This window comes from Bacillus sp. D48C (assembly GCF_053345735.1).
Map to the genome: position 1 here is coordinate 496,311 of NZ_JBKFAQ010000002.1, position 17,515 is coordinate 513,825.

A 17,515-nucleotide genomic window follows, 5' to 3' on the forward strand; every position below is an offset into this window, starting at 1 on the left:
TCTCTCCCCTAATTAAAATCTGACATAATACGATGTTATTTTAATATATTAAGAGAATTATTTCCATAAAAATTCTACCAATTATAAAAATTAATAAGATTTTATTGTTTTCTGACAAGATATTTTTTCCTCAAAAAAATGTATATTTCTTTGTTTTGAGGAAGAAATATTATCTTGATAGTAATATAACAATACTTCTAAGAAATCTAAAAAACTCTAATCAATACATTTTAGCTGTTAAGAAGAATATTCAATCCAAAACTTATGGCGATTTATTAACCTAACATCTCAATATCAATATTTAAAAAGATGCTCCTGGATTTATCCAAGAGCATCTTTTATAAAGCTTTATTTTAACTTATTTATAATGTCTCAATTAACAATTATATAGTTGTAATCAGTCCTTTAAAAATGATAGGAGTGCTTCATTAAATTCTTTAGCATGCGTTGCATTGAGCCCATGTGGACCACCCTTTATTAATGCTACTTTAGAATTAGGAATTGCTTCATGTGTTAATTTCCCACTATATTCATATGGTACAGTTGCATCTGAATCACCATGAATGATAAGGGTAGGTATATTAATCTTGGCTAAATCGCTTCTGAAGTCTGTTTTGCTGAAAGCAGCGATACAATCTAATGTTCCTTTAGGTGATGCACCCGCAGCGATATCCCTATTGTAAAGTCGAAATGGTTCACTAACTAAGTCAGTTCGATCTCCAGCAGCAAAAAAACCTTTCGTAAACTCATCAAGGAATGCTATGCGATCACTTTTCACTCCATTTTCAAATCCTTGAATTGCTACATCATCTAATACACCCTCAGGATGATCTGCTGACTTGTAAAGGAATGGTGGTACAGCTCCGGCAAATACAGCCTTCTCTATTCTATGGGTTCCATATTTCCCAATATACCGGGCTACTTCGCCTCCCCCCATAGAAAAACCAACAAGTGTGACATTTTGAAGCTCTAAATGTTCTAATAGTTGATGTAAATCAGAAGTAAAGGTATCATATTCATACCCTTCCCACGGCTGAGATGATTTTCCAAAGCCTCGACGATCATATGTTATAACTCTGTATCCAGCCTCAACAAGAGCGGGAACTTGATATTCCCAAGATCGACCACTTAACGGCCAACCATGAATGAGTACAACTGGTTTTCCTATACCATGATCCTCATAATATATCTCAATTGGTGCTTGATTTTCGGTTCCTACAGTAATTTTTGCCATTCTCCTACCTCCTTTAATATGTATCCTTTTCTTCAATAATTCGGATGAATCTCATAAGCTATTCATGCACGTTTATGTTGTGAACTCTAAGTATGAAACTCTATTGTTCCAATGCATTTTTTCTCCGTTTGGAACAATCCCCCCTCTAATACCTTTTTCATCATAAAATAATTACTGAACATTACTCATATTCAATTGTAATAACAAAAATAGGTGACTATCAATATTGTTCTATCTATAGGATGTATAGGTAAAACCAATCTATTTTATAGTGAAAACAACTATAGTTACGACCTATACAAATTATAGATAATTTAGAATTGATTAATGAATCAGTTTTCAAATACTATAAATTTGTATAGCACTTCATGTTCTGTGAATGCTGCTATAACCAATATTATTGGTCAGCTTAGTTATAAACGAAGAAACTTATGATAGTATTCGACTATTTAAACTTTCTTCGATTACTTAATTTTTAGGAGGAATACATAATGACTGATCTCTATTCTCGTATTAACAAAGATGATGCTGTCGTGCTTTTAGTAGATCATCAAACTGGTCTTATGTCCGGACTAGTACGTGACTATGGTGTTGATGAATTCAAGAACAATGTTTTAGCTCTTGCTCATACTGCTAAGTTTTTTGATTTACCAGTTATTTTAACAACAAGTTTTGAAAACGGACCTAACGGACCTTTAATGCAAGAATTGGTTGATCTCTTTCCTCATGCACCAAAAATAGCTCGACCTGGACAAATTAACGCATGGGATAATGATGATTTTGTAAAAGCAATCGAAGAAACTGGAAAAAAGCAAATTATCATCGCCGGCGTAGTTACGGACGTTTGTGTTGCTTTCCCTGCACTTTCCGCTATAAAAGCTGGATATGAAGTATTTGCTGTTACTGATGCTTCAGGTACTTTCAATAAACAAGTTGCAGATGCTGCAAATACTCGTATGGCACATAGTGGTGTGCAACTTATGAACTGGTTTAGCGTAGCTTGCGAATTACAACGCGATTGGCGCAACGATGTCGAAGGTTTTGGCAATTTGCTTGCTAGCAATCTTCCAGGCTATCAAAATATAATTGGAAGCTATATGGGCGCACAGCGAGATCTTAGTAAACAAAATGCATAAATGTATTTCAAGGAAATAGCTTTAAATCACTTTTTAAAAAATGGATAGTATACATTTAGTGCTGATTAAATCAGCACTCTCTTTTTAATTAACAGAAAAAACATTATTTTCAATAATATTGATTTTAAACAATTAAAAAAGGAGCGTTTTATTATGAGTAATTTAGAATTGTTAAATCCGGAGAACAGTGCCTTAATTTTGATTGATTTTCAGCCTCAAATGACTTTTGGAGTTGCAAGTATTGATAGACAAACATTGATTAATAACGTTATGCTGCTTGCTAAATCAGCAAAAACTTTTAACGTACCTACTATTCTTACTACAGTTGAAACACGCAGCTTTTCTGGTTATTTTTGGCCGCAAATTCTTGACATATTCCCAAACCATGAAATTATAGAACGCAGTTCAATGAATTCTTGGGAAGATCCAAAATTTGTTGAAGCAGTTAAAGCAACAGGTAGAAAGAAATTAATATTTGCAGCACTTTGGACTGAAGTTTGCCTTGCATTCCCTGTGCTTGAAGCAATTAAAGCTGGCTATGAGGTGTATGCAGTTGATGATGCTTCAGGTGGTACTAGTTTGACAGCACATAACGCTGCTATGCGTCGTGTAGAACAAGCTGGTGCAATTCCAGTGACAGCAATTCAAGTTTTACTTGAATACCAACGTGATTGGGCACACAAAGACACTTATGATGCTGTAATGGAGATTGTAAAAGAACACACTGGCGCTTATGGTCAAGGTGTAGAATACGCATATACTATGGTTCACGGCGCGCTTCCAAGCAGAAAAATATGAAACTAGAAGGAGTAGCTGTCGAAGAGACTCATACAGAGAACACAATGGATGCTGCTAATCCAGTAACAACGATTGTTACATGGGAAATTCAACAGGGTAAAGAAAAACAGTTTGAAACATGGAGACATGAAATTGAGGCTGCGGCTACTACATTCCCAGGACATTTAGGTGTAAATCTAATAGTCCCAAGTAACGAATCCAGAGAGTATACTGTTATTTTCCGCTTTGATACGTATGAGCATCTACGTGCTTGGCAAGAATCAGATGTTCGCCGGGATTTGTTAAAAACGGCCGAGCAATTTCAAGCCACTAATCCAACTTACAAAACTGAAAGCAGTTTGGCTTATTGGTTTGTTACTCCGAAAACGCCAGTTCCACCGCCAAAATGGAAAATGTCTATCGTTACCCTTTTGGGTGTATGGCCTCTTAGCATGTTAGTTCCTAAATTGATAGGACCTATTATAAAACATATGAATCCTATTATGTCAGCTTTTTTTGTTTCTGTATGTATAGTGTCCTTGCTATCATGGGTAGTCATGCCGATTTTCGGTAAATTATTTCATCCATGGTTACAAAATAATAGAAAGTAGACGAGGTGTGAACATGACTTTACCGGATATGATCTTATATAACGGAAAAATTACTACCCTTGACCCTTCTCAACCTGAGGTATCTGCTATCGCCATAACTGATGGTTTAGTCACTGCAGTAGGTGGAGATGAGCTTCTTAATAGTGCCACGGAAAAAACAAAGAAAATAGACCTTAAAAGAAAGAGAGCTATTCCAGGCCTGAATGACTCTCATATACACGTTATTCGTGGTGGTCTACATTATAATATGGAATTACGTTGGGAAGGCGTGCCATCACTTTTTATTGCTCTAGAAATGCTCAAAGAACAGGCAAGGCGTACACCTGCTCCTCAGTGGGTAAGAGTAGTTGGAGGTTGGTCTGAATTTCAATTTAAAGAGAGACGGTTGCCAACTTTGGAAGAAATTAATGCCGTTTCTGAACACACTCCTGTCTTTGTGCTACATCTTTACGATAGAGCACTTGTAAATCGTGCAGGGCTGCATGCACTGGGATATACGAAAGATACACCAGACCCTCCAGGCTGCTTAATTGAGCGGGATAAACGAGGTAATCCAACAGGCCTTTTAATTGCGAATCCTAACGCTTCTATTCTTTATTCAAGTTTGGGTAAAGCACCAGTACTTAATTTTGACGACCAGATTAACTCAACTCGCCATTTTATGCGCGAATTAAATAGATTAGGTATTACAAGTGCTATTGACGCAGGTGGTGGATTCCAAAATTATCCGGATGATTACAAAGTTGTTGAACATTTAGCCGAGAAGGAACAATTAACTTTGCGTATTGCTTATAATCTATTTACGCAAAATCCAAATCATGAATATGAAGACTTTGCTTCATGGGCAAAAATTGTTTCTCCAGGTCAAGGAAGTGATAAGTATAAAATGAATGGTGCCGGAGAGATGTTAGTATTCTCAGCAGCCGATTTTGAAAAATTTCAAATGCCACGGCCTGAACTAGCTACGATGATGGAAGCTGACTTAAAGAAAGTAATTTCTCTATTGGTGGAAAACCGTTGGCCCTTCCGTTTACATGCAACTTATGATGAGTCAATCACACGTTTCTTAAATGTATTTGAGGAAGTTAACAGTGAAATTCCTTTTAATGGTCTACGATGGTGGTTTGACCATGCAGAAACAATCTCAGATCGTAGTATGGAACGTGTTAAGGCTTTAAATGGCGGTATTGCCATCCAAGACCGCATGGCTTTTCAAGGTGAATACTTTGTTGATTTATACGGAAAGGAAGCTGCAAAGCGTACTCCTCCGATTTATCGTATGTTAGACCTTGGTATACCTGTTGGCGCCGGTAGTGATGCAACTAGGGTTTCCAGCTATAACCCTTGGGTTGCCCTTTACTGGATGGTTGCCGGAAAAACCATTGGTGGGCTTTCCATATACGATGAAAAAAATAAACTTGATAGAAAAGTAGCCCTGGAATTATATTCAAAAGGAAGTGCGTGGTTCTCTGATGATGAAGGTAAAAAGGGAACCCTGGCAGTAGGTCAGTTTGCTGATCTTGCTGTATTGTCTGCTGACTACTTTACTGTGCCAGAAGAAGAAATCAAAAACCTTGAATCATTACTCACCATTATGGGTGGGCAGGTTGTTTATGGAAATGATGAATTTAAAAATTTATCACCTGAATTGCCGCCAGCATCACCTGATTGGTCACCGACGGGCGTTTATGGTTATGGTGGTGCTAACCTAGCCAACACTATACTTTCCCACGATTCCCATGATAACAAGTTACATAGTTGCAGTAACCCTCTCCATCAACACACTCATACCGTAATAGGAAAAGATGGAACTACATGGGGTATCGGTTGTACTTGCTTTGCTTTCTAAGTCAAAACCACCGGTATAATGCCGGTGGTTTTCTTTCTGCAATAAGGGTATGTAGATTCGAAATAGCATTGTATATCCCTACATGGAATGTGTTACTATGCGATAAGACCGAAGAATTGATTGATTAACTTAACTTGTTTTTGATAGCCTTCTCTCCTTGCAAAGTCTGTCCTTTTTTCCTTAATTAAAAGTCAATGGTATCCCCCTCTTGATCGACTACACCACACATATAAATCCACTGCCCTTTGACTTTAATATAGATCTTAATTTTTCAATTGTTACACTAGAATCATTATTATTTCTATTACACTGATACTTTTTGCGAATCATTTAACTTCTGCATAAAGATACGTGCTGCAAAACTTAAAAATTTATCATCAAAGTGAATAAGATTAATATCTTGGCTTGGTGTTGGATCAGTAATACGAACTATGCTCAAAGTATCATTATTAACAAAGTTAACCAGTGAAAGAGGTATTATGGCAACCCCATGTCCATTGTATACAAGGCTCAATAGAGAAATAGAAGATTTTGTTTCTATATTTGCTTCAGATAAAGATAACCCTAAACTCTCACAATATATCTTAATAGATTCACGACAACTACATGAAACCATTATTCTACTCAGCCCTACTAATTCTCGAAAAGAAACAAATGATTTTTCATTCAAAGGATGATTTTTTGGAATTACAAGGACGAGCTCTTCACTATACAAAAGGGTGCTTGTTAATATGTCTGGAATTTGAGCACTACGTGTAATCCCGAAATCAATATTTTTGTCAACGATTTGATTTACAGCAACTTCGGATTCTATAATCTTTACTACAATGTTGGGATAATGTTGTTGAAACTTCATAATATAAGGTGTTAAATAAGTGAGATCCTCTAATAAACCTCCTATAGTAATCACACCTCTTTTTACACCCTTTAATTCAAAAATTTCATTATACACGTCATCAAATTGTTGCATGATAAATTTTCCTTTATCAAATAGCAGCTTACCCGCTTCTGTCATTTTGATACCTCTTCCAACTCGATGAAACAAGGGTGTATCAAGTTCCCCTTCTAAAACACGGATTTGTTGACTTAAAGTCGGCTGTGAAATACCTAGAACTTCCGCAGCTTTAGTGAAACTATTATTATTACAAACTTGAATAAAATACTCTAAATGACGTAATTCCATTCTTGATACCCACTCTCCGCTTTATGAAAGATTTATAATTTAAAGGACGATATGTATACGTTAACATAACAACTTTATTTCATGCTATACCAATTGAAATTACATGGTTTATTCATTTTGTATTATAATAAATTTACTACCATTTATTAATTTTTCCTCCTATTTATTTAAATTAGATTTAATTAGGACATTACTAATTCGAGATATATTTCTAAAAATTTATAGTTCGAGTGCATAATACCCTAATTTTTTCAACTTTTCGATTATCATTTTTTTCTCAATATAGTCCAAACCACCAAATATATGCCGAATCGCCTCTTTATGCTGAGGAAAAATACTATCCATTAACTGAATACCATCTGAAGTAATTGACGCATACGTGACACGGCGGTCTTTTGGACATGGTTTTCGTATTAAGAACCTCTTCTTTTCCAACTTATCCACTACATACGTGATACTACTACTTGCAAGTAATATTTTCCCTCCAATTTTTTGTATAGGCTGATCGCCTTTACTATATAGTAGCTCAAGCACTGCAAATTCAGTTGGATTAAGTCCATAACTTTTTATATCCTCTTCAATACGCTTAGTAATTGCCTGTACTGCCCTTGATAATGTAACAAATAACTTTAAAGATAAGCTCTCATCATTAATCACACTCATAATTACCAATCCTTTACAAGTTATCTTGAATTCGAGATTTATTATATTATCGTCGAAATATTATGTCAATAATTCATTTTAGTTTTATTAAGCCCCTTATCATTTATTTCTCAACATAAGAAATATGGAATTAGAAGAAAAAATTGTTAATATATAAGTATCTCAATTACGTTATTTCTTTTAAAGAGAGCTTGTATTCTAACGCAAGTTCTCCTTTTTTATATTCTAAATTGAATCCGGACAAAGTTCACATATTGAGTCTGCCCATGTATATGCTATAGTTTTTAAACAAAGATTAGAGCCCTCCTACAAGAAGGAGAGCTCTAATCTTTCATATAAATATTCACAATTTTTATCATTGCGGGGACATCAAAACTTTAACTTGATAGGGATATGGCACTACCCCAATTAATAAATATTATTAACTATATATCTATCATATTTTTTATAAACAGGATTAATTAGATTTAAAAAAAGATTTCTTTTTCTTTACTCGTAATAAATCACCTGTCCACCCTTTGAATCGCATATACATATACATACCTACCGTTGTGAAAATAATAAATAAGAGAGCGATTAAATAGCTATATTTCCATTCTAGTTCAGGCATGTATTTAAAATTCATTCCCCATAATGCTCCTAAAGCTGTCAAAGGCGTACTCACAGCAGTTAATACAGTAAGAGCTTTCATAATTTCATTCCCACGATGAGAAGAAACAACTTCTTGTAAATGAATCATCGTGTCTAATTCTTCTTGGTACTCTTTAACAAGTTGTAATCCACGCTCTAATTTTACGTGTGTTTGTTTATAACAAAGGGTGTTTGTTAAGTTTTCTAACCAAGCTTCCTCCAAGCCTTGTAACACTTCCTGTATTAAGCGAAACACATGTGTGTTCATAAATAATTCATGACGAATATGATAAATCCTTTCTAAAACTGCTATGTTATTATGATGATAAAAATCCCATAATACATTTCTGAAATTGTTTTCAAAGTAGTCAACCTTTCGCAAATAATGAGATATAAACATTGATAAGATAGCACATAATCCTTCAGCAGAACTATTACAATTTTTTGTACCCATAGGGAAATTATGTATTAATTCTTGAAAATCCTCTTCCTCTTTTTCTTGGACCGTTATCAGTATTCCATGAGCTACAAAATAATGAAGAAATTTTTGAATTTTGGCGTCCTTTTTATCTTGATCATATAAAAACGAACCATATACACAAGTTTGGCTTGGTGATAACGTATAAACATATAATCCATTTTCACAGGGAGAATTTATTTTCTTTACAAATTGAGAGAAATAAGATGTTACATCACGGGGGATTATAGAAGAAAGTTTTTCAAGCTTACTAGTTTTCACATGATACCAACTCCATTTCGTCATTTTTATGCATTCCATATTATTCTTCCTTTCTAAATAGTTTTATGTTTGATCGAATCATATCCGTAATACGAAATTTGTATGTAGGTATTCATGTCTTGAAGGAAAAGTTTTTAGATCATCTAAATTACAAAATAAATGACATAGGAGGTCTTATTCTTTTAAAAGGAAGACCCCCTATATATTAGTTATTTTTATTTTCAATTTTAAACATTTCCTCTATACAAGCACTTTTTATCTTTTCTTATAAAGAATTTATTATATGTGGAAAAGAAGCTACATAATTTGGCACGTCTATTCAATGAACTCCATTTCAGTCGTTATTATAATTTGGATTCATATGCAGATTGATTGGTGATGTCGTCAAATACTTGACTCCCAATAATGTAGTATCCATGAAGTGCAGCCTCTTTCGAAGCGTCTACCATACGGAAAGAAGCAATTTCACTTTGCATTTTTTCAATTCGTTTTTTGTGGAGATCTACTATTCCTCCTGTCCAAATGATAGTATCATACTGTTCTAACGTAAATTGTTCTTGTAATACACGTATGACGTCTTGGAAGTGTGCATCCAACTCTTTTTGAATCAAAGTATGAACCTGACTTGTCTCATAATTTTCGTCTCGATCTCCATATCCTTTTTCTAATATTTTTGGCATGTCGTTAATATGCAATTGATTACTTTCACCCGCATGATTCTGCAGGATATTCTTAATATTTTTCAAAGGCTTGCTACATCCTAGTTCCGTCTCATAATGATTTAAAATGAGATTCTGTTTCATATCTGCCATTTCTAATGTACGAAATCCACCATCAATAATTAAGATGCGATCTTGTTCCTGAATAATTCCCTCTTTTAAGAAATAGGCATGTAAAGCGACTGGTTGCTGAAGAATCAAAGCATTTTCCACCGTAATATTAATAAATTTCCCATCAATTTGCACGGAAGTTTCTTTTTTTAGTGCATGTTGTAATTGCTCGTGCTGACTACCAAAACAAGTGACTGGAAGCCCGGTAACAACTAAAGGTAACACGACATTTTCTTTATAATCCTTTGCAATGCAACCAAATATTTGTTGTTTAAAACGTTCGCTTTCATAATAATTTTCTATTTCTTCATTAAATGGAGGAAGCAATGAAGCGTCAGATTGATGTGCTTCATTTCCCATGTAGTATGCAAAGTCTAAGTCTATAAAACTCACCTTTGTTAAATCTTCACTGTCAGTATGATTAGGTACAGGGGCTAGTGTGGAAGCTTCACTCTTAATCGTCATCTCAGAATCTACATCCTGTCGATATGCCCGCTTGGTAAAGCCAATTCCTACATCAATTGCATACAGAGATTTCATACTTTTTTCCTCACTTTCTCTTTTAAGAATTAAATCTAGGCACTCTCTTCTTTCCCTTCTTTCACATATTTCTTTTCATTTTTCGTTTTTTCTCCGTCTAGGTTCCTACTATTTTCATTTATTTCGTAATCCTTTTCATCTTTTTTCTTTTTGTTACTTTCGTTTTCTGTTAAGTCTTTAATGGTAGAAATGACAACTGGTGTGGCTGTAAGCAATTGTGGTAATGTTTGTTTTGCAACATTAGCTGCAGTTGCAGAGAATTGTTTACTTGTCTCAGTTACCTTCTCCAATGTTTCCTTTATGTTTCCTTCTTGTAGTTTTTCTTTTACGCTTTTTCCTTTTGTTTGTATAGCTTTCCGATTTTCTTTTTTTAATAGGGAGACGATGACTCCGGTCGTAATCCCAATCACAGCATATTTAAATATTGTATGTTTCATTTTTCTCACCCTTCTCTACTTTTATTTTCTTCAATGCTACAACTTAAAATAATTACCTTACCTATTGCAATCTATTAGAGAGAATGATAGGTTTGCGACTTCCTATCACTCGCCATTGGTGTTTCAGCTGTTACTAGGAGTAAAATCCTCCCTTGATCTAGTTTTTCTTCATATAAGTTAGCTTCCTCCTTCGACAATCCCATTTCTTCCATTTGATTTCGAAGTTCGTCCCCTTTTTTGGAGAAAAAGTTGATAATACTTGTTCCCAATCCTTGTTCTTTTACTCCAATCGTATTTGTGTTTGTATCATCCGCAATCTTTTTTGTTAGATGTTTTTCATGTGTTAAGACATACATGTCATCTTGGTGAATCCCTTGCAATTCTAGCTCTTTTACTTTCATAACTACTTCCTGTTCATTTTCATATTCATGAACCACCGGTTTTCTTTCATTCTTGTGCATTGTATTTTTCCTCCTTTAGATTTTTTATTTTTTTATTTAGTTGTTATGTAATATGTAATACACCTATTTTAAAGATGTTAAACCTAAATTTTCAAAAAATTTCATAAAATAAGTTATAAATGTTTTTGAATATCACAGCGATGTCACGAGAAGTTTGCTTTGATAAAAGTGCTACAAATAACGATTTGTTTGGAAGGCAAGCCCATTGTTTTATAGAAAATTTCTATTTAGAAAAAGTTACAAAAGGAGTACAAGATATTTTTTTCGTTAATTAAATCCTAGGAAAATAAAAAAGCACTCTTTTTAAAAGAGTGCTAAAAAACATATAACCTAATAATGTTTCTAGTTTGATTACAGAAAGAAAGTCTTTATTAAAACATATAGTTGCTAATTTAATTGCGATCTTCCTTGCACCCAAGCAGCAATGTCATTTATAACATACTCAGGGATATTAGCAGGACTATAATATTCATCCGGTTTACTTATTTCTCCATCACCTTCTGTAAAGAAATGATTTAACTTCGGATATAGTCGATAATCGACGTTATCTCGTTCTTTTAATTGTTCTTTCCAAAGAGGAATTTCGATTTTTGATTGAACTTGATAGTCTCTTTCCCCTTGAATAATAAGAAGCGGTGTCTTTTGTTCTTTTGACATTTCGGCTGCTTTAATTTTTCGGATAGAATCCCAAAATATTGCTGATCCTAAGTAAAAATCTTTTGGGGGATTCTGACTAGAGAAATTTGGATCATTTAATAATTCAAATTGTGCTTTGTAGAATTTATATTCATCTAGATTCATTGCTCCAATAGAAAAAAGGTACTCAAATTGATCTAAAACAACGTCTTGGATCGTACGAGCTGGCCCACCCATTACAATTGCCCCAGCAATATTATTATTTTGGTCTTTTTCAATCATTTTCGGAAGCATCATTCCACCTTGACTATGACCAAGAATATATATTTGATTCTTATTTATTAGAGGCTCATTTTTAAGAAATTGAGTTACAAAAAGAGCATCATCTGTTGTCTCTTTATCAACTGTATAAAAGGGACTAAATTGTGTTTTCAACCCATGTTCATAAGTTCTTTTATTATAGCGAAGAACAGCAATTCCCTTCGATGCAAGACCTTCAGCTAAATCGCGAAATGGTTTTAAAGCAAACGCTGTTTCATCCTGATCGGTTGCTCCTGATCCTTGAACAAGAATAACCGCTGGAAAAGGACCCTTTCCTTTTGGAACCGACAATGTTCCTGGTAATGGAAATGCACCACTTCCAACTACTACTTCTTTATCAACAAATGATTCAGGCTTACTATATGATGGACGCTCTGCAACAGGACTAAACGACATGCTTAGTTGAAAATCGTCTATTTTTCCAGATGGATCTAGTTTAATTAGTAAAGGTACAGTCATTTTTTCAAAAACTAATTGAATCTCCACATTTGTATGAACAGGATTTGTCTCTTTTTGTGTAACCTCTCCAATTTCTATAAAAGAACCTGCTTGTAATTGTACTGGGAGTCCCTCCCAATAGCTCTTCAGCCATTCTTCGGATATTATTTTCTGTAATGACCTTGAGGTTAAATCAAATGCAGATTTATAATCTTCACTATTCATATGGCGAATAGATGAAAGGGTAGTAGATAGAATAGGATTTTCATCATCACTATTGTCTACTTTTTTTATAGTTGTGTTTGCTTCCTTTAATTTCGAAATAAATTGATGGTTAAACGGATAATTATATGTATCAGGATATAAGCTTGTTTTCAATACTTCCGTATTCCGTCCCTCATACAAACTTGAAGAACTCGTAAAATTTTCAGGTAAAATTACTTCCTCCGCATATGAGACTGAGGGAATTGTTATTGAAAAAATCGCACTAACAAGTAATAACTTATTACTTGTTCTTCTTTTCTTACCCATACTTATTGATTCTCCTTTCAAAATTTAAAATTTCTAATACAGTATGCCAACTATAAGGAAAATAAAAATTATCAAAGAGATTAATAATCTATTTTACGATCCCCCCTAACTAATTAAAAATCTATCATTAACAAACTTCAATAAAAAATGCCCTCCCCCTCTTTTTTTATTGTTGGATTTTCCAAGGACTTAGAAGCACAGCACTAATTTACATGTAAATGACCCATGAGATTCTCTGTTTCAAAAGAAAAAAGCACCCGACTAGATGCTTTCTTTAATTGTTCTCACTCTCATTTATTTAGTTAATTCTCTTATTACTGTAAAATAAATTTATTCTATTTCCTAAATCTCACTTATTTCTTAATTCACTCATACCAATATAAAACCTAATAACCTATCCTCAAAAAATAAAGAAAACAGGTTATTTGGCTATTCATTCCGTAAGCTTACTGCTCAAGTTAGTCTTTTTTCACACGGTTAAACTTTATTAAGAAAACCTTAAGGAATTTCCCTCTATATTTATAAGAATTTTTTTCTATACTGAATCATGTAAATGAACAAGAGGAGAAACGATCATGAAAAAATTTGTAATTTGCATACTAGGAATAGGCCTCCCTATATACTTACTACCTTTCATATTACGCGGAGATTTAGACAGATTTAATCCGATTGCTGAAGAAAAGAATGTATATGCCGTTGCGAAAGGATATGGTGTTCCAGATTATCATCATAAAGGAAGAGCTATGTACTCACTAAAAGGTGTTGATGAATTAAGCAATGAAAAAGAATATAAAGTTGGAACGAACACGCCTAATGATTTTACAAGAAAAATTTACTTAAAAATTCATGTGAAAGGTAAGTATGTCTATTCCTACGATATTATTTCTGAAAAGGACATTCCAGAGAAAATAAGGGGACAATTGGAGATAGCAAAGAAATAAAAGAGCCAATTCGTACGAGTTGGCTCTTTATTATCACTCCCATCTACCGTTTGGAGAATTCTTTCGATCGATTTATTAAGTTCGTTATCATTGTTTTAACAACCATTCTTCAATTACTTTAACTGTTTCATCCCGTTGTGCTTTTGACGTAATTAAGCTTGCATTATCACCTTTTTGCTCACCATACATGCCAAAATGAGCATGGTTTCCGCCTTTTATCATGTGCATAGTTGTATTCTTTGACATTAACTTTTTATTGTTCTCTATTTTTTCTACAGTTGCTAAAGCATCTACTTCTCCATAAATAGATAACATTGGAATCGATTTTGTAGAGAAATCATCTGCAGGATAAGAGCCTAAGAAAATGATCCCATCTACCTTGTCTTCATTCTGAAAGGCATACTTAGAAATCATAGCTCCGCCCATTGAATGTCCAGCAACGTACCATTTTTGAACTTCAGGGTACTGTTCAATTACACTATCTACCGCATTGATTCCAAGTATCGCTAAGTTTAATGGTAACTTAGGCATTACTACAAAATGCCCATCTTTTGCAAGAGCTTCTCCTAAGTAACTATAAGCTTCAGCTTCTACTTTAGCACCTTGATAAAAAATAACCCCTATTTTAGCATCTTTCTGTCCAAAAACTATATTATCTTCATCTTTTTTATCATTCACTAACGACAAAGCCTCTTTCGTTGGTTTGTAAGTAAACTGGGACCAAGTAAAAAAAGTAATACTCCCTATAAGTAAAATACCAAGTAAAGAGTACAGAACAATTTTCATCCATTTCTTCATATGTATGACCTCCCTAAGATGTATATATTCTATACTTTAGATTATCATTAATAAACATAAAAACTCGAGCATTTTTATTGTGCTCAAGTTTTCATTTACGTCTTTAATTTATACTATAAATTGTCCAAGATAAATATGTAGCAAATGCAGACCATAAAAAATACGGAATTAGCAACCATGTTGATACTTTAGATAAATTGGAAGAAAACATAATGAGAAGTAACGTAGTAATAGCGACTAGTAAACAGTCTACTGTTGCTAAAAACAAATTTTTTTGACTGAATTGAAAGTAGCTGAACGCTTGATTGCACATATAATTTAAAAGGAATACAAACCAAAATGTTTTTGGCTTAAATCCATAGTTGTTGTAAATAATTGCAACTGATAATGCAATAAGTCCAAATAATACAGCCCATATCATTCCGATTGTCATACCAGGAGGTGTCCAAGACGGCTTTTCTAACGCATCATACCAAGTACGATCAATAGGGAATAAAACACTAGAAACATAAAACAAACCATATGTTAGTAAAAATACTATAATACTAGATTTTTTCATAAACATTCTCCTTTTTACTAGAAGATTATAGAAACTTTATATGATTAGTATGCCCTTGTAATGGATAAATTTCTAATATTTAAATTTCAAATACATATCGTTTAATCTATTTTATACGAACTCTTTCATACTTTTATATGCACACAGCGCTCTCTCTCTTGCTGCCTTATGATCAACGACTGGCAAAGGATATGTATTACCAAGCTTTATATTGGCCTTTTGTAAAATATGCTCAGGTGCTTCCCAAGGTTTATGTATATACTTATTCGGTATATCTCTTAATTCTGGTACCCATTTTCTTATATACTCTCCATTTTTATCAAACTTTTCTCCTTGTGTGATAGGATTAAAAATACGAAAGTACGGTGATGCATCTGCTCCACTTCCAGCAACCCATTGCCATCCCATTGTATTATTTGCAATATCAGCATCTAGTAGTGTATCCATAAACCATTTTGCTCCTTCTTGCCACGGAATTAACAAATGCTTTACAAGAAAAGAGGCTACAGCCATTCTTGTCCGATTATGCATAAAACCTGTTTGCCAAAGCTCCCGCATTCCCGCGTCAATAAACGGATAACCAGTTTCACCTTTTTGCCATACTCTTAATAACTCCTCTTCCTTATTCCACGGAAAATGTTCAAAGTTTTTATTAAGAGGTTTATATACTGTAAACGGATAGTGATATAGCAAATAATAAGAAAACTCTCGCCAAATTAATTGGCGTATAAAACTATTCACTTGTTTTTCAAAAAGACTACATTGTCTTTCGGTACTTTTATTTATTAAGTAACGATACATTAACTTCACTGATATTTGGCCAAATGAAAGATATGGCGCCAACATCGAATGAGCATTTTGATTTGGAAAATCTCTTCCTTCACTATAAGAGGCTAATTTGCTAGAGAAAAATTTCTTGAATGTTTTGTATGCCCCTTCCTCTGTAGGCTCCCATATTGATTCAATATGAGATGTCCACGGTATAGTTGGCAGCAAGTGTAATTCTGAAACAGATAAGCTTGCTGGTAAAGAGCTTCCCCATTTTATACTCTGCACTTTGCTAATAGGTTTAGGTATTACCTGCTTTTGAAATGTATTGTAAAAAGGCGTAAACACCTTATATTCAGTGTTGTCCTTCTTTTTTATAATCCACGGTTCTAATAATAAATGCGAATTAAATTCCTTACAAATAATACCTTTATCTTCTAACATCATTTTCATTTTTTGATTAGATTGTAATCTGTCCGGATCATAGCAAATATTCCAATATACAGCCGTTATATCTAATTGTTCTATGAGAGAAAGTATTTCTTCCTCCGTACGTCCTTTACGAATTATTAAAGTAGAGCCCAATGCCTCAAGTTGCTTCTTTACATCTATTACAGCATGGTGCAACCACCACTTTGCCGCACTTCCTATTGAAAAAGTTTCATCTTGTACATATACCGGAAGAACCTCCCCGGACTGAACAGCCTCAAATAGAGCTGGGTTATCATATAAACGAAAATCTTTTTGAAACATAACGATAATTTTGTTTTGCATGGCTACCTCTTCTGATTCTTAAAACATAATAAAATTTATTATACAACAGCAATTTATACATAAGAATTTATTTGTCTTTAATAAATTAGTTAACTTTTTCAACTATTTTATTAGTAGGAATTTTAACAACCGTTTCTTTTTCCCCTATTCTATCAATCTTGAAACCATGAACTTTAACATCAGACGGTACTAGTGGATGATGACAAATCATATCTATACTCTTCTCAATATTTTCACTAACATTTTCTTTTCCACTTAGCCATTCATCGAGGCTACCACTTGAAAATTCAGGCATGCAATTTTTAAAGAGATAGTCTAATTCTATATTATCTTTTATGAAATCACGTTGAGTTTGTAGATTAACTGAAGACGTTTCTTTATCCTCTATTCCGACAACAAAAATTTCTTTAACATTTTCTTGATAAATAGCAATAATAATAGATCTCATTATATCTCCATAAGGATGTACAATTACAGAATCATAGCTGTGTATAGTCAACATGTTTTCTTGGTGAATGTTAGTTACTTGTTGGATACTAGGCTCTATTCCGTGTTCAATGTCTGTTAATAATAAAACTTTTTTATTCTTTGAATTCATATGGAGCACTCCTTCTTCATTATTGTATTTATGAAACTTTTAAGCTAGTAACAATAATAAT

The 17,515-nt window shown here is 33.7% G+C and carries 18 protein-coding genes; 6 read left to right on the top strand and 12 right to left on the bottom strand.

Annotation, left to right across the window (positions count from 1 at the left end; all coding sequences use genetic code 11):
- Positions 1-397: 397 nt before the first annotated feature.
- On the bottom strand, positions 398-1,234 hold the full coding sequence (locus tag ACLBXA_RS07650; protein ID WP_063675510.1) for an alpha/beta fold hydrolase: 837 nt from the start codon (positions 1,232-1,234) through the stop codon (positions 398-400).
- 491 nt (positions 1,235-1,725) lie between these two features.
- Between ACLBXA_RS07650 and ycaC the strand changes: the two genes are divergently transcribed.
- The 4 genes from ycaC (at position 1,726) to ACLBXA_RS07670 (ending at position 5,607) form a co-directional block, all read left to right on the top strand.
- Positions 1,726-2,370 (top strand): isochorismate family cysteine hydrolase YcaC, encoded by a 645-nt coding sequence (gene ycaC, locus ACLBXA_RS07655; protein WP_000131212.1) that lies wholly within the window; start codon positions 1,726-1,728, stop codon positions 2,368-2,370.
- Between the two features lie 153 nt (positions 2,371-2,523).
- Positions 2,524-3,168: a hydrolase gene (locus ACLBXA_RS07660; RefSeq protein ID WP_000067162.1), complete on the top strand. Its 645-nt coding sequence runs from the start codon at positions 2,524-2,526 to the stop codon at positions 3,166-3,168.
- Positions 3,165-3,758, top strand: coding sequence for an antibiotic biosynthesis monooxygenase (locus ACLBXA_RS07665; RefSeq protein ID WP_447617158.1), 594 nt, complete (start codon positions 3,165-3,167; stop codon positions 3,756-3,758). The genes ACLBXA_RS07660 and ACLBXA_RS07665 overlap by 4 nt, the downstream gene beginning before the upstream one ends.
- A gap of 13 nt (positions 3,759-3,771) precedes the next feature.
- Positions 3,772-5,607 (top strand): amidohydrolase, encoded by a 1,836-nt coding sequence (locus tag ACLBXA_RS07670; protein WP_000174494.1) that lies wholly within the window; start codon positions 3,772-3,774, stop codon positions 5,605-5,607.
- A 304-nt stretch (positions 5,608-5,911) separates the two neighbouring features.
- Here ACLBXA_RS07670 and ACLBXA_RS07675 read toward each other — a convergent pair whose 3' ends face one another.
- The 6 genes from ACLBXA_RS07675 to ACLBXA_RS07700 all read right to left on the bottom strand — a co-directional run bounded on the left by ACLBXA_RS07675 (position 5,912) and on the right by ACLBXA_RS07700 (position 11,090).
- The gene (locus tag ACLBXA_RS07675) at positions 5,912-6,790 is read right to left on the bottom strand and encodes a LysR family transcriptional regulator (RefSeq protein ID WP_000423185.1); all 879 of its coding nucleotides are present in this window, start codon (positions 6,788-6,790) and stop codon (positions 5,912-5,914) included.
- Positions 6,791-7,009: 219 nt separating this feature from the next.
- Complete coding sequence (locus ACLBXA_RS07680; protein ID WP_000111433.1) at positions 7,010-7,453, bottom strand: MarR family winged helix-turn-helix transcriptional regulator; 444 nt, start codon at positions 7,451-7,453, stop codon at positions 7,010-7,012.
- A gap of 457 nt (positions 7,454-7,910) precedes the next feature.
- Positions 7,911-8,861 carry a magnesium transporter CorA family protein gene (locus ACLBXA_RS07685; RefSeq protein WP_016077504.1) on the bottom strand — a complete coding sequence of 317 codons (951 nt, stop codon included), beginning with the start codon at positions 8,859-8,861 and terminating at the stop codon, positions 7,911-7,913.
- Between the two features lie 305 nt (positions 8,862-9,166).
- Entirely contained in the window at positions 9,167-10,192 is a 1,026-nt protein-coding gene (locus ACLBXA_RS07690; RefSeq protein ID WP_016077503.1) for a ParM/StbA family protein, read from the bottom strand.
- 35 nt (positions 10,193-10,227) lie between these two features.
- A complete protein-coding gene (locus ACLBXA_RS07695; protein ID WP_000683213.1) occupies positions 10,228-10,629 on the bottom strand; it encodes a hypothetical protein in 402 nt (133 codons plus the stop codon).
- Between the two features lie 74 nt (positions 10,630-10,703).
- Positions 10,704-11,090: a general stress protein gene (locus ACLBXA_RS07700; protein ID WP_000549431.1), complete on the bottom strand. Its 387-nt coding sequence runs from the start codon at positions 11,088-11,090 to the stop codon at positions 10,704-10,706.
- 119 nt (positions 11,091-11,209) lie between these two features.
- On the opposite strand from ACLBXA_RS07700, the gene ACLBXA_RS07705 reads away from it, so the two are divergent.
- Positions 11,210-11,365, top strand: a complete 156-nt coding sequence (locus ACLBXA_RS07705) for an acyl dehydratase (RefSeq protein WP_074789697.1) — start codon at positions 11,210-11,212, stop codon at positions 11,363-11,365.
- A 112-nt stretch (positions 11,366-11,477) separates the two neighbouring features.
- Here the strand turns inward: ACLBXA_RS07705 and ACLBXA_RS07710 are convergent, their stop codons facing one another.
- Positions 11,478-13,016, bottom strand: coding sequence for a DUF3887 domain-containing protein (locus tag ACLBXA_RS07710; RefSeq protein ID WP_447617159.1), 1,539 nt, complete (start codon positions 13,014-13,016; stop codon positions 11,478-11,480).
- Between the two features lie 575 nt (positions 13,017-13,591).
- Between ACLBXA_RS07710 and ACLBXA_RS07715 the strand changes: the two genes are divergently transcribed.
- Positions 13,592-13,957 carry a YxeA family protein gene (locus ACLBXA_RS07715; RefSeq protein WP_000714889.1) on the top strand — a complete coding sequence of 122 codons (366 nt, stop codon included), beginning with the start codon at positions 13,592-13,594 and terminating at the stop codon, positions 13,955-13,957.
- An 87-nt stretch (positions 13,958-14,044) separates the two neighbouring features.
- Here the strand turns inward: ACLBXA_RS07715 and ACLBXA_RS07720 are convergent, their stop codons facing one another.
- From ACLBXA_RS07720 to ACLBXA_RS07735, 4 genes are all read right to left on the bottom strand, one after another.
- The gene (locus ACLBXA_RS07720) at positions 14,045-14,755 is read right to left on the bottom strand and encodes an alpha/beta hydrolase (RefSeq protein WP_016077501.1); all 711 of its coding nucleotides are present in this window, start codon (positions 14,753-14,755) and stop codon (positions 14,045-14,047) included.
- A 103-nt stretch (positions 14,756-14,858) separates the two neighbouring features.
- Positions 14,859-15,314 (bottom strand): TspO/MBR family protein, encoded by a 456-nt coding sequence (locus tag ACLBXA_RS07725; RefSeq protein ID WP_000749748.1) that lies wholly within the window; start codon positions 15,312-15,314, stop codon positions 14,859-14,861.
- A 111-nt stretch (positions 15,315-15,425) separates the two neighbouring features.
- Positions 15,426-16,856 carry a cryptochrome/photolyase family protein gene (locus ACLBXA_RS07730; protein ID WP_079245726.1) on the bottom strand — a complete coding sequence of 477 codons (1,431 nt, stop codon included), beginning with the start codon at positions 16,854-16,856 and terminating at the stop codon, positions 15,426-15,428.
- Between the two features lie 85 nt (positions 16,857-16,941).
- The gene (locus ACLBXA_RS07735; RefSeq protein WP_086390639.1) at positions 16,942-17,454 is read right to left on the bottom strand and encodes a carbonic anhydrase; all 513 of its coding nucleotides are present in this window, start codon (positions 17,452-17,454) and stop codon (positions 16,942-16,944) included.
- Positions 17,455-17,515: the final 61 nt, after the last annotated feature.